Below are 13359 nucleotides of genomic sequence, written 5' to 3'. Positions count from 1 at the left end.
CAGTCAGATTGAGATATCACGCATCAAAAAGGCGCATAGGGCCTATGTATTTTAGATTAAATCGCTTATTCGTTAATGATATAGCGCACATTATTCTAAAATTTACTGGCGTATTCATGACAGGTTAATCCGCGGTTACATTACACCCTTCCGCAACACCAAAACAACATCATTTTAATAACATTTTGGTTACTCAAACCGGATATCAACAAATACTGATTTAGCATAACTGTAACAGTATGATGATGTTAAAATTTCGCCATACCTTGATATCAATGCTTTTATCACCAATACTCCACAGCCATGTTGAATAAAAATTCATTTATATGCATAATAATCCTATTCACTGTAGACCACTCAGGGCATAACAAATGCGTAATCCCGCAAAGCAAGAAGATCTTATCAAGGCGTTCAAAGCGTTATTGAAAGAAGAGAAATTCAGTTCTCAAGGTGAGATCGTTTTGGCCTTGCAGGAAGAGGGTTTTGAAAATATTAACCAATCCAAAGTTTCACGCATGCTGACCAAGTTCGGCGCAGTTAGAACGCGTAATGCAAAAATGGAGATGGTTTACTGCTTACCCGCAGAGTTAGGCGTGCCGACAACCAGCAGCCCGCTAAAGAACCTGGTACTTGATGTTGATTATAATGATTCAGTGGTTGTGATTAATACCAGCCCTGGTGCAGCCCAACTGATCGCCCGCCTGCTGGACTCATTAGGCAAGGCTGAAGGTATTCTGGGAAGTATTGCCGGTGACGATACCATCTTCACCACACCGGCCAGAGGTTTTACCGTTAAACAGCTGCATGAAGCCATCCTCGGGCTATTCGATCAAGAACTTTAATTCCACTTTTTAATATTATGCGGCCATATGTGCCGCATAATTTCTATTTAACACCTATCGTCCCTGCCCCCTCATCCTGACTTTTCATAGTCAAATAGGGCATATCACTATCCATTACCTCTAAAACCGCAAGATAACACTGATTTTTATCTCTCAATGGTCAAACTCACCGCATCCGTTCGCACTTTTAGTCAAAAACACTTATCCATTTGAAAATATTAACTTTTAACTAAAACCTGTTGTTTTTTAGTCATTTTTTATTCCTTTTTGTTCTTAAAAAGTAGTAACCATCGATAAAGTGACGTTAAATATTATTAGCGCGCTATTAATATTCTCAGTTACTAGATGTATACTCATTTTCGTGACGTAAATCACACTTCCTTTGAAGTGATAAAAGAATAAATAGAGGTAATAACATGAATATTAAAACTACTATCGCAACCATGAGCATTCTATCTGCACTGTCATTTGGTGTGTTTGCAGCTGATTCTATCAATGACACTCAAGCCGCTAGCATGCAGCCAATTGGCACTATTACCGTTAGTGGCCTGAATGGTGCACCATCTGATATTCGTCAGGCACTGTCTGATAAAGCAGATGCCATGGGCGCTAAAGCTTATAAAGTCATCGAAGTGCGTGAAGAAAATAACTGGCACGCCACGGCTAAAGCTTACAAATAAGATTATGTGCTAAGAATGAAAGTATATGCCCCGTTCGAAGGGGCATACTTTCGAGTTTGATGGTTTACTCAATCGGTTGAAAATAGAGAGAAAAGTCATTTTCAGCCTATTGAATAGAGTATTAATTGAATCGGTGAGCTAAGTGAACATCGCAACTGAATAATCCCTCGTCGTCTATCCGACGACCCCTTTACCCCCGCTATGCGGGGGATTTTTTTATCCTGCTTAATCCTGAGACTCAGCCTCTAACTCCGCTTTTTTACTCAGTGAACTCAATAGCTTGTCATGAATACCACCAAAACCGCCGTTACTCATTACCAAGATGTGATCACCGGGTTGGGCTGTCTTCACAATCATATCGACTAGAGTATCGATATCAGCACTCCAATGCGCAGGCTGAATACAGGCTTCCGCTACTTCCACCACCTGCCAAGGAATATGCTGCGGTTGGAACAGGAACACTTCATCCGCACGACCCAATGAAGGGGCCAGTTCGTTCTTGCATAACCCCAATTTCATGGTGTTAGAACGCGGCTCTAAAACAGCTAAAATCCGTGCGGTGCCACCAACTTTACTGCGCAGTGCCGCCAAAGTCGCGAGTATGGCGGTTGGATGGTGAGCAAAATCATCATATACCGTGACACCATGGGCTTCGCCGCGTAACTCCAGCCGACGGCGAGCATTAATAAAATCACCCAGCGCCCGGCAAGCATCTGCTGGCAAGACCCCCACATGACGAGCAGCGGCAATAGCCATCAGCCCGTTATGCATATTGTGTTCACCCACCAGTGACCAACTGACTTCGCCCACTAATTCATTATCGAGAAACACTTCATAAACGCTGGCATCGGTCGACACTTTACGTGCAAACCAACTGCCCGTTTCCCCCACCAACTCTTGCTCGCTCCAGCACCCCATAGCCATCACTTGCTTCAGATGATTATCATTATCTGGCACGATGATTTTGCCTTTTCCAGGGACTAAGCGCACCAGATGGTGGAATTGCTTCTGAATCGCTTTAAGATCATCAAAGATATCCGCATGATCGAACTCAAGATTATTCATCACCAGCGTTCTTGGGCTGTAGTGAACGAATTTAGAGCGCTTATCAAAGAAGGCGCAATCATATTCATCAGCTTCTATTACAAAGAATGGGCTGTTACCTAAACGCGCTGAGACATCAAAATTGCCCGGCACTCCACCAATCACAAAACCTGGCTCATAGCCGCACGCTTCCAGTATCCATGCAACCATTCCGGCCGTGGTGGTCTTGCCATGAGTGCCGGCTATCGCCAAGACCCAGCGCTCTGGCAACACATGGTCATGCAGCCATTGTGGCCCCGAAACATAAGGAATTCCTTGCTCTAATACCGCCTCGACACAAGGGTTACCACGGGTCATGGCATTGCCGATGATGACCAAATCTGGTGCGGGATTCAGTTGAGCCGGATCATATCCCTGGATCAGGTCAATCCCTTGACTCTCCAGCAGTGTGCTCATCGGTGGATACACGTTAGCATCCGCTCCCGTCACTTCGTGACCTAATGAACGGGCAAGCATTGCCAGGCCGCCCATAAAAGTGCCGCAGATACCTAATATGTGAATGCGCATAAATTTTCCGTATTAATAAGCTTCGAGTTTGTAGCCATTCTACCGCTCAGAATCAAAGAGAAGAAATGGAATTGCCTATGAATCATTCTTATCTTTGGGCTACACTGCTGCCATCAGGTGAGTTGTTCGTTAATAAATCGATATTTAACCGTAGATCCAGGGATTGAGTCATGAAAACGTTAGGCGAATTCATCGTTGAGAAACAGCTAGACTTCTCTCACGCCACCGGCGAATTAACTGCATTACTTTCAGCAATCAAACTCGGCGCAAAGATTATTCATCGCGATATCAACAAAGCAGGTTTGGTTGATATTTTAGGTGCCAGCGGTGTTTCCAATATTCAGGGCGAAGACCAGATGAAACTGGATCTGTTTGCCAATGAAAAATTGAAAGCGGCCCTGAAAGCACGCGGTGAAGTTGCCGGTATCGCCTCAGAAGAAGAAGATGACATTGTTATCTTTGATGGCGGGCGGGCAGAAAATGCCAAATATGTGGTTCTGATGGATCCGCTGGATGGCTCATCAAATATTGACGTGAATGTGTCCGTCGGTACTATTTTCTCTATCTATCGTCGCATCACCCCATTTGGTACACCGATTACTGAAGCTGACTTCTTGCAACCGGGCACCAAGCAGGTGGCGGCAGGTTATGTGGTTTATGGCTCTTCAACTATGTTGGTGTATACCACAGGTTATGGCGTTCATACTTTCACTTATGATCCATCTCTGGGTGTTTTCTGTTTATCCGGCGAAAAAGTGCGTTATCCCGCAACCGGTTGCATGTACTCCATCAATGAAGGGAACTACATTAAATTCCCGCTAGGTGTGAAGAAATACATCAAGTATTGCCAAGAGCAAGATGAAGCGACCCAACGGCCATATACCTCGCGCTATATTGGGTCACTGGTTGCCGACTTCCATCGTAACCTTTTGAAAGGCGGCATCTATATTTATCCAAGCACTGCCAGCCATCCTCAGGGGAAACTGCGTTTACTGTACGAATGCAACCCAATGGCATTCCTGGCAGAGCAAGCCGGTGGTAAAGCAACTGATGGGGTTAACCGCATTCTGGAGATCGTGCCGGAGAAACTGCACCAGCGCGCTCCCTTCTTCGTGGGAACTAAATCCATGGTTGAAGACGCGGAAGGCTTTATAGCCAAATTCCCGGATGAAGAAGCCAAGTAATTAGCGAATAACAATGAAAAACAGCGGCTTAGGGGCCGCTGTTTTTTTATGCTTCAAGCGCCAATTTATCTCCCTGTAATTTAAATACCGCCATACTGGCTGATAAGGCATCGGCTTGTTCCTCTAATGAGCGCGTTGCTGCCGCAGCTTGTTCAACCAATGTCGCATTCTGCTGGGCAACCTGATCCATTTGCGCGATAGCCACATTCACTTGCTCAATACCGCTACTTTGTTCATAACTTGCAGCTGATATTTCGCGCATTAATGCCGTCACCCGACTCACTTCGCTGGCGATCTCATGCATGGTTTTACCCGCAGACTCCGCCATATCCGCGCCTTCTCGCACTCGATTTTGTGATTCCACGATGAGATCTTTGATCTCTTTAGCCGATTGCGCGCTGCGCTGGGCCAGATTACGGACCTCGCCAGCGACCACAGCAAAACCACGTCCCTGCTCACCGGCTCGGGCCGCTTCAACCGCAGCATTCAACGCCAGAATATTGGTCTGAAATGCGATACCGTCGATCACGGCAATGATGTCGGAAATACGTCGTGAACTGGAAGTAATGGCCTGCATCTTATCAACCACATGGCTGACAGCTTCACTGCCCTTATTGGCAATGTCCGAGACACTCATCGCCAAGCGATTCGCCTGATCGGAGTTTTCAGCATTCATTTTTACCGTCGAGGTCAACTGCTCCATACTGGCCGCCGTTTGCTCCAGTGATGACGCCGACTCCTCTGTGCGTTCAGCCAAATGCGTATTTCCCGCCGCTAACTCCCGTGAACCAATACCGATCTGCCCACCAACATCACGTACATTGCTGACTGACGCCACCAGCGATTGCTGCATGATCTGCAACGCTTTGGCTAGCCGCGCCAGCTCCGTATTGCCCTCACTGTTGATGCTGTGGGTCAAATCACCAGAGGCTATAAATTCCAGCTGATGAATTGATTGCTCCAAAGGCTGCAAAATAATGTATTTGAGTGCAAACCATGTCAGTACTGCGGAGATCAAAGTGATCACACCCGCCGCAATAATGATCGCCAACTTAATTTTGGCGGCACTGTTAGCTTGATCGATTTGCAATTGACCGGCATTCAGTGCATAGCTGCGAAAGGTTGCAACATCATTATTAAATGCTTTGCTGATATCAGTGATACTCTTTTCCAGCACATCGTAATACTCATCAGCATAACCCGCCTTGATGGCAGCCAGCATCGGCACTACGCCTTTATCCACATAATTTTTATAACTTTTCTGAATGTTAATCGCCAGTTCCTGTCCGTCTCCTCGGTCAGATACCGCGCTGACAAAACGTGCCATCTCTTTTTGCGATAATGCCAGTAAACCTTCTGCCTGCTTTGCTGTTTGCAACGACTCATCAATCAGACCAATCTCTAGTTGATGGATTGCCAGTGCTGCTTCAGTTCTGGCGCTCAATGTGGCATTGAAGCTATTCGATAAAGACCCCAGTTCCTCCCCCTGGATTTGATTGATGATTTGTAATGAGCGTGAGCTTTCCTGAATTGAATTAATTCCGATCACACTGACAACTAATAGAATCAATGACATAAGGCATAGCTGGGCAATAAGCCCATTCTTAATGGTAATCTTTTTTAACATCGGTTTTTTTCCGGTTGTGTGCAAATGGTTAAGATTACAAAGCGTTAGCAGTACAGCGGACTCTCTTATTATTTGATTAAGTTATCGGCTATACGTGGGTCGGCTTGAACTATCACCGGAAAAACAGCTTAAAATAGATACATTTAGCTAATGACGGGATTTTATCTCAATGAAATGGCCCTGATTCAGGCAATCTCACCGTGGTATGACAGTGAAAAGGGCGGGAATTCACATAAGACTTGGCTATAATAGCCAGCACTCCATTTCTGGTTTGATAAAAGGAAACCGACATGAGCTTGAACAACGTACCCGCAGGTAAAGACCTGCCAGAAGATATTTATGTTGTGATCGAAATCCCTGCTAACGCTGACCCGATCAAATATGAAATCGATAAAGAGACTGGCTCTCTGTTTGTAGACCGTTTCATGTCTACCGCCATGTTCTACCCATGCAACTATGGCTACATCAACAACACCTTGTCATTAGATGGGGACCCGGTTGATGTGCTAGTGCCAACACCGTATCCATTGCAGCCTGGTGCAGTGATTCGTTGCCGCCCAGTTGGCGTGTTGAAAATGACGGATGAAGCGGGTGAAGATGCTAAGTTGGTGGCTGTTCCGCACAGCAAACTGACCAAAGAATATGATCACGTTAAAGACGTACAAGACCTGCCAGAACTGCTGAAAGCACAGATTAAGCACTTCTTTGAGCATTACAAAGATCTGGAAACTGGCAAGTGGGTGAAAGTTGACGGTTGGGAAGATGCCGCAGCGGCTAAAGCCGAAATCTTGTCTTCTTTCGAGCGTGCGAAGAAGTAATTCTTTGTTTTGCTGATAAAAAAATACAGAGCCTGTACATAGATTTGTGTAATTACCTAATTTTGATATGTTCAATTAAGCATCAAAAACAGGTGAATTTATGGATCAAAAACAGTTGCAGGCTCTGGCTAATGAAATGACGACCCGTGATATCGTCGCTGTATTTAAGGAAATGTATGATGCGGACGTCTCATCGGTGCTGATATCGAAAGTCACGGACGCAGTAAAAGAGCATTAATATTGATTGTGCTGAAGATGAAAGCATCATTCAGCACAATTAAATAACCGAAAGTTAGTTGTCACCAAACAAATCACGGGTATAAACTTTATCTTTTACATCATTTAATACATCAATCATCCGGTTACTGATGATTATATCGGACTCTTTCTTAAATTTATCTAAGTCAGTCAATACTCGTGAGTTAAAAAACTCAGATTCTTTTAGTGTTGGTTCATAGATAATAACTTCAATACCTTTCGCTTTAATGCGTTTCATAATCCCTTGAATACTAGATGCCCGAAAATTATCAGATCCACTTTTCATTATGAGGCGATAGACACCAACAATCTTTGGTTTACGTTGCAGAATTTCTGCTGCTATAAAATCTTTTCGTGTCGTATTGGATTCTACAATGGCATTAATAAGGTTTTGTGGGACATGACGATAATTTGCCAAGAGTTGCTTAGTATCTTTAGGTAAACAATAGCCACCGTAGCCGAACGATGGATTGTTATAGTGCTCCCCAATTCTAGGGTCAAGACATACGCCATCAATAATTTGGCGTGTATTCAAACTATGGGAGGCCGCATAAGTGTCAAGCTCATTAAAATAGGAAACACGCATAGCTAAATAGGTATTTGCAAAGAGTTTGATCGCCTCAGCTTCAGTGGGATCAGTAAACAGAGTTGATATATTCTCTTTAATTGCGCCTTCTTTTAATAAGTTAGCAAATACTTCAGCACGCTGGGAGCGCTCACCCACGACAATACGAGAAGGGTGTAAGTTATCGTAGAGAGCACTCCCCTCACGTAGGAATTCAGGCGAGAAAATAAGATTATCACAACCAAGATTTTTTTTGGTTTTAGCAGTGTAACCTACTGGCACAGTTGATTTTATAATCATCACAGCGTTAGGATTAATCGCCATAACATCCTGAATAACGGCCTCAATAGATGTTGTACTGAAATAATTAGTTTCAGGATCGTAGTCGGTAGGGGTAGCAATAATAACATAACTTGCCCCCTCATAAGCTTCATGCTTATCTAGCGTGGCCCGAAAATTAAGCGGTTTATTTTTTAAAAAGTCTTGTAACTCAGTATCAACAATTATAGATTCTTTGCGGTTAAGCATCGCAACTTTTTCTGGAATAATATCCAATGCTACGACTTCATGGTGTTGCGAAAGCAAAACACCATTAGATAAACCTACATAACCTATACCCGCTATTGCAATTTTCACAGTCAATACTCTCAGTTACAAAATATATTAATGATTAAATTAAAAACATAATTCTATGTTCTTTTGCCGCTTAAATTATTTAAAGTAACTACGATACCAGTCAACGAAATATCCAATACCCTCTTCAATTTCCACCTTCGGTGTATAGTGAAAATTTTCAACTAGATCATCAATGTTTGCATAAGTGTCAGTTACATCTCCAGGCTGTAATGGTAGAAATTCTTGTTTGGCTTTTTTACCCAGTGTTTTTTCTAATGCAGTAATATAGTCCATTAATTCCTCAGGCTTTTTATTGCCAATGTTATAAACGCGCCAAGGTGCTTTACTTGTGGCTGGGTCTGGAGTATCGCTATTCCACCCCTCATCCTTTTGGGCTGGTTTATCTAATACACGAACAATGCCTTCGATAATATCGTCGATATAAGTAAAGTCACGCCGGTGTTTTCCGTGATTAAATATCTGTATAGACTCACCTGCCAAAATCGCTTTGGTAAATTTAAATAGGGCCATGTCAGGACGACCCCATGGACCATATACTGTAAAGAAACGAAGCCCAGTGGTTGGTAGCCCATAAAGATGGCTATATGTATGCGCCATTAATTCGTTCGATTTTTTTGTCGCCGCATAAAGACTTAGTGGATGGTTTACACTTTGATGAACGGAGAAAGGTACTGATGTATTTGCACCGTAAACACTTGAGCTGCTGGCATAAACAAGATGCTCTACCGCATTGTGGCGGCATCCTTCTAGAATATGCGCAAAACCGAGAATATTGCTATCAATATAGGCGAGTGGGTTATCGATGGAGTAGCGAACACCGGCTTGCGCTGCTAAATTGACGACTCCTTGTGGTTTATGCGCGACGAAACAATCCTGGATGGCTAACCGATCAGCAAGATCAACTCGCAGATGAGTATAGTTTGGATGATTGATGTGTCTTGCAAGGCGAGCTTCTTTAATTGCTGGATCGTAATAATTATTATGATTATCTACCCCAATAACAGTATCACCCCGCTCTAGCAGTCTAAGAACAAGAGCAGAACCGATAAAGCCAGCAGATCCGGTTACAAGTACTTTCATTTATTCATTCCTAAAGCATTAATCCCAAGTATCTCAATGACGGTGCCGGGAACATGGCATCCCTTCCATGATCAGAGTGAAGCATAATGTATTACCCCGCATTCCATAGAATTTGGGGTATTATATCATTCTAAACTCATCGATCTTTCGAAATAAATTCAAGTTAGTTAATGCTATTAACTAACCGCGTTCTTAAGCCGTCTCAATCGATTTTTGATCTTGTGTGTAATATTTGGTTTCTGGATCACTATGGCAGGTGCTTTTGCCTTTACGGTAGATACCAATAACGGTATTAAGGGTGCTTCTTTCTGCTGAATAAGACTTGCGCTCCGAACATGTATACCCAGCAAACGCCAATCATTCACGCCAAATTGCGAAGGAGACTTAGGATTCTCTATCCTGAGTTCAACCTTTAAATTACGGGATGATTGCAGAACTGATAATGGTATTGGAGCTAAGAGATCAGAAGCGACGCCATCAACAATCCATTTTGCGACTATTACACCATTAACCAGTACGGTCACATTGATCGCTTCCCCTGCCGGAGAGTAGCCGAACGCAGAAAAGCACAAAGCTAACGTGCTAATATGGGCTTGATCAAACTGGAATCCTAGTATTGCTTGATTACCGACAGTCCAAGTCCCTCCATTTTCATTGTTAGACCAACCCTTGAGAGTGAACTTGTTACTTTTGAGTGAGCGAGGTTCAGCATTCAGCATAAAGCTAATTTCATCACCAATACTTAACGAAGACATTCGCTCAGTTGTATGAATATCATCTATTGATTCAATTACTTGCTTAGCAGTTAATTGCCAGTCTGTTGGTTTATAACTTTTCGCTAGTTGAGTTTTTTCTGCCAATAACTCAGGGTTAAAACAATATTTCTGCAATGCTTTATACCAAGCAATACAATCTAAGGGGTCAATGTATTCAACATGGTCAGGTGCGACTTCGGGTAATGAACCTGCATTTGAAGAAATACAAAACTTACCATATCGGCAACTTTCAGCGACAGGTAATCCCCAGCCTTCATAGCTAGAAGGAAAAACAGTGAAGAGACAATGGGTATAAAGCCAGTCTAAAGTCGCATCTTCAATGCCATGCAGCATCAGGACCTTATCTTTGAGGATTGGATTGTGATTAAGGATACTTACTGTTTCTTCACCACGCCAGCCTACGCCACCAACCAAGACTAGTTTAGGTACTGCATCACCATATTCACTGATCAACCCTTTCCATAACATCAGTAAAAGAGAGTGGTTTTTTCGCACATCAATAGTACTGACAAACATAACAAATTTATCATCGCTCGCTAAATCTGTTAGCCCTTCTCTCTGAAGTTCAACATCTGCTTCAGGGTTAGAATAAACAGCTTCATCTCCTAATCTGAAAACAGAAATTGGGCATAATGGTGTTTGAGTTTCAAGGCAGAAGTCCACAATATCTTGGCGACTTTGGTTGGAGCAAGTCAGTACCATGTCAGAAATCGTTAATATTTGACGGCAATTTACGGCAAATTGATCACCAACCCCTTCAGGGAATAAGAATTTCAGTTTATGTTGAATAACATCGTAAACTGTAGTGACAAGTGTTATGCCAAACATCAGTTTTAATGCCCGTAGATCTTTTAGATAGTGAGTGTTTCTTATCCATGCACCACCGAAGACGAGTAGTATGTCATCTTTTTGGAAGTTGCAGATAGAGCGTGGAATACTATCGTTAGTACTGGCATTTTTTTTGCCAGCAAAACTTCGTATATTACCATTTTCAAATTCAGAGAAACTAACTTTGATAAACTTACGATAGAATGAGTTCCAGACAATATAATGTATTTCTGACTTATAATATTTATGCAATTCATTTGCTAGCCGACTTTCAACACGTGCAATACCTGTTGGTGTCGCGTTATGGTGTGCCATTGTTGTTAAATCAACAAAAACACGTTTCTTTCTTTGTCCAATGATCGGTAATGATAATAGCTTCTCAGCTTCTACTTTTAATGCTGATTCATAAGCGTCTTTAGTCTGAATAGCATAATTTTCCCAACTATGCTGGGTACGCATTTTTTCTTTAAGTTGTTCTGAACGCTCAGATTTGAGTGTGTTGGAATCATTCCACGCATCTAAAATTTTGGCTCGTATGTCATCAGGATTCGCCGGGTCAATATACCGAGCTAAATCGCCGAAATACTCTGACTCTGATGATCGGTTACTCAGAACCATATTACAACCTGCAGCGGCAGCTTCCAGAGCAACTAAGGGCGCACCTTCACTCCAAGATGGTAGACAGAAGACTTTTGCACCGGCAAATGCCGAAGCCAGCATTGGGCTGTTAGCTTCAACCCGGCCAGCAAAAATAACATTATCACCGCCCCATTTTCTTATTAAATCTGCATATTTAGAATCAGCTTCGTGTCCGATAAGGACCAGTGGAACATTAGTATCTCGTAGCGCGAGTGCAAGAAGTGCCTGGTTCTTTCTAGATTCAATTCTACCGACACAAAGTACATAATCCTCAACCCCGATGAGTTCTCTGAATAATTTGGGATCACCGTGATTAAATACCGAAGCATCAACTGGATTTTTGACAATGCTTATTGAGGGATGCGAAACACCAATTTGCTCAAGGAGGGTTTTCTCAAGATCACTTAACAGAATTAAATGATTGGCATAAGAGGCTAAACGGCGGACAGATGCAAAATAATTGGGAAGAGGTTCACGTTCGAGCATCGGTTTCTTTCGGTGAGCTGTGATTTCACGCCGTAAGGCGGAAAGCTCTTTGTTAACATCGACAATATCTTCATTGTTTGACAGGATTTGTCTAACTTTGATGTTATAAAAATTCAACTCAGAAAGATCAAGGAATATTGGCGATAGTACAGAGGGGCGATTATTTTTTTCTATTTGTCTTAGTAATACTTCACATTCAGTAGGATGCCAAACATTCAAAACATGAACGAGATCGACATTGTCTACAGAGAAATTACGGTTTGAGATAAAATCAGCCGTTAAACCAATATTGCGCAAAGCTGCGACTGTTTTCGGTGCCCGTATTGAAGGGCCCCCCAACGAAGCCGTCATTTCTTGACCATGAACCGCAACAAGTGCGCTGAGCTTATTAGTTGTATTAACAGTTTTCATTTTAGTATCTAGTATCTGTAGTTGATTTTCTTTGTTACCTAAACAGGGATCGCGTCCTAGCAATTGACTAAAAAGGTTATGATGGTTTTTGGCCCATGATTCCCAAGTATAATCTTCAACACTTCTTCTTAATACCAGTTTTTCTTCAACGACTTGCAGTAGCACCCGGCGCAAATCTGCAGCATCGCCCAGTTTAAATCCGATATGTGGAAATTGAGGAACCCAGCCTACGGGTGAAGCAATTACTTTACAGCCACTTGCCAGAGCTTCAAGTACACACATAGGCCCGCCCTCAATTAAAGCGGGCACGAGTATATAATCTAGTGAGCGATAAAATTCAGGCAGTTTATCTTCGTCAATAAAACTGGCGGGACCTGGCCAACCTGTACCTGTGAAGTGCCATTCAATACCAGGAATATCCATTACTTGAGCAACAAGTTTTTCGCCTTTGCGCCCAGTATGATATGTCCGTCCAACGACCCCAATGCGAACTGTTGGAGAGAAGCGATTTAAATCAACACCAGGAGAAATAGTCTGGACGTTTGTCAGACCAATTTTACGGATAATATCTTCTGTTTTCAGCGATTGTGCTATGCAAAAATCGACCTCTGATGCAACAGAATCAAATTTCGCGGCCGCGGCTGCCACTTCCTCTTTATGGGTAAATAAAGCGAGTTCAATAGGGGAAACTCTTTCCTGCCGACATCCGTATGTCATGTAATATTGAATTTCAGCAGAGCTGTTTGTGTCAAGACCAAAACTAACGTAAGGCAATCGATTGGTTATCTCACTTGCTAGTTTTTCAAGGATCCAACCTGAATCAGAAATCTTGATATGTACTATTTTTTTCATAATATCCCGACTTAATTATCAAAAATAAGTATATCCAAATGTTACTATTGAACTTTAATGACATAA

General features: G+C 42.7%; 10 protein-coding genes. 5 read left to right on the top strand and 5 right to left on the bottom strand.

The features are described from left to right. The first annotated feature begins 371 nt into the window (after positions 1-371). Both argR and yhcN read left to right on the top strand, forming a co-directional pair. Positions 372-842: a transcriptional regulator ArgR gene (gene argR, locus ACZ76_RS11360; RefSeq protein ID WP_004875431.1), complete on the top strand. Its 471-nt coding sequence runs from the start codon at positions 372-374 to the stop codon at positions 840-842. Positions 843-1258: 416 nt separating this feature from the next. Next, positions 1259-1522, top strand: a complete 264-nt coding sequence (yhcN, locus tag ACZ76_RS11355) for a peroxide/acid stress response protein YhcN (protein WP_048619028.1) — start codon at positions 1259-1261, stop codon at positions 1520-1522. A gap of 225 nt (positions 1523-1747) precedes the next feature. Here yhcN and mpl read toward each other — a convergent pair whose 3' ends face one another. Beyond that, positions 1748-3133 (bottom strand): UDP-N-acetylmuramate:L-alanyl-gamma-D-glutamyl-meso-diaminopimelate ligase, encoded by a 1386-nt coding sequence (gene mpl / locus ACZ76_RS11350; RefSeq protein ID WP_048619027.1) that lies wholly within the window; start codon positions 3131-3133, stop codon positions 1748-1750. Between the two features lie 170 nt (positions 3134-3303). Between mpl and fbp the strand changes: the two genes are divergently transcribed. Then, positions 3304-4317 carry a class 1 fructose-bisphosphatase gene (gene fbp / locus ACZ76_RS11345; RefSeq protein ID WP_048619026.1) on the top strand — a complete coding sequence of 338 codons (1014 nt, stop codon included), beginning with the start codon at positions 3304-3306 and terminating at the stop codon, positions 4315-4317. A gap of 46 nt (positions 4318-4363) precedes the next feature. Here the strand turns inward: fbp and ACZ76_RS11340 are convergent, their stop codons facing one another. Further along, on the bottom strand, positions 4364-5944 hold the full coding sequence (locus ACZ76_RS11340) for a methyl-accepting chemotaxis protein (protein ID WP_048619025.1): 1581 nt from the start codon (positions 5942-5944) through the stop codon (positions 4364-4366). A gap of 290 nt (positions 5945-6234) precedes the next feature. Here ACZ76_RS11340 and ppa point away from each other — a divergent pair, with 290 nt between their 5' ends. Together ppa and ACZ76_RS19165 are read left to right on the top strand one after the other, a co-directional pair. Next, positions 6235-6762: an inorganic diphosphatase gene (gene ppa / locus ACZ76_RS11335; protein WP_048619024.1), complete on the top strand. Its 528-nt coding sequence runs from the start codon at positions 6235-6237 to the stop codon at positions 6760-6762. A 100-nt stretch (positions 6763-6862) separates the two neighbouring features. After that, positions 6863-7000, top strand: coding sequence for a transposase (locus ACZ76_RS19165; protein WP_158506217.1), 138 nt, complete (start codon positions 6863-6865; stop codon positions 6998-7000). 54 nt (positions 7001-7054) lie between these two features. Here the strand turns inward: ACZ76_RS19165 and ACZ76_RS11325 are convergent, their stop codons facing one another. The 3 genes from ACZ76_RS11325 to ACZ76_RS11315 all read right to left on the bottom strand — a co-directional run bounded on the left by ACZ76_RS11325 (position 7055) and on the right by ACZ76_RS11315 (position 13293). Further along, positions 7055-8221, bottom strand: a complete 1167-nt coding sequence (locus ACZ76_RS11325; RefSeq protein WP_048619023.1) for a nucleotide sugar dehydrogenase — start codon at positions 8219-8221, stop codon at positions 7055-7057. Positions 8222-8296: 75 nt separating this feature from the next. Then, positions 8297-9301: an NAD-dependent epimerase gene (locus ACZ76_RS11320; RefSeq protein WP_048619022.1), complete on the bottom strand. Its 1005-nt coding sequence runs from the start codon at positions 9299-9301 to the stop codon at positions 8297-8299. Between the two features lie 176 nt (positions 9302-9477). Next, positions 9478-13293 (bottom strand): glycosyltransferase, encoded by a 3816-nt coding sequence (locus tag ACZ76_RS11315; protein ID WP_048619021.1) that lies wholly within the window; start codon positions 13291-13293, stop codon positions 9478-9480. Between the last annotated feature and the right edge of the window lie 66 nt (positions 13294-13359).

The sequence above is a fragment of the Yersinia aleksiciae genome, assembly GCF_001047675.1.
Lineage (GTDB): Bacteria > Pseudomonadota > Gammaproteobacteria > Enterobacterales > Enterobacteriaceae > Yersinia > Yersinia aleksiciae.
The sequence above is the reverse complement of the archived record's forward strand: the minus strand, read 5'-3'. Positions and strand labels throughout refer to the sequence as shown.

Excerpts from the sequence above, each read along its gene's own strand:
- argR (WP_004875431.1), top strand. The coding sequence starts at position 372 with ATGCGTAATCCCGCAAAGCAAGAAGATCTTATCAAGGCGTTCAAAGCG.
- yhcN (WP_048619028.1), top strand. The coding sequence starts at position 1,259 with ATGAATATTAAAACTACTATCGCAACCATGAGCATTCTATCTGCACTG.
- mpl (WP_048619027.1), bottom strand. The coding sequence starts at position 3,133 with ATGCGCATTCACATATTAGGTATCTGCGGCACTTTTATGGGCGGCCTG.
- fbp (WP_048619026.1), top strand. The coding sequence starts at position 3,304 with ATGAAAACGTTAGGCGAATTCATCGTTGAGAAACAGCTAGACTTCTCT.
- ACZ76_RS11340 (WP_048619025.1), bottom strand. The coding sequence starts at position 5,944 with ATGTTAAAAAAGATTACCATTAAGAATGGGCTTATTGCCCAGCTATGC.
- ppa (WP_048619024.1), top strand. The coding sequence starts at position 6,235 with ATGAGCTTGAACAACGTACCCGCAGGTAAAGACCTGCCAGAAGATATT.
- ACZ76_RS19165 (WP_158506217.1), top strand. The coding sequence starts at position 6,863 with ATGGATCAAAAACAGTTGCAGGCTCTGGCTAATGAAATGACGACCCGT.
- ACZ76_RS11320 (WP_048619022.1), bottom strand. The coding sequence starts at position 9,301 with ATGAAAGTACTTGTAACCGGATCTGCTGGCTTTATCGGTTCTGCTCTT.
- ACZ76_RS11315 (WP_048619021.1), bottom strand. The coding sequence starts at position 13,293 with ATGAAAAAAATAGTACATATCAAGATTTCTGATTCAGGTTGGATCCTT.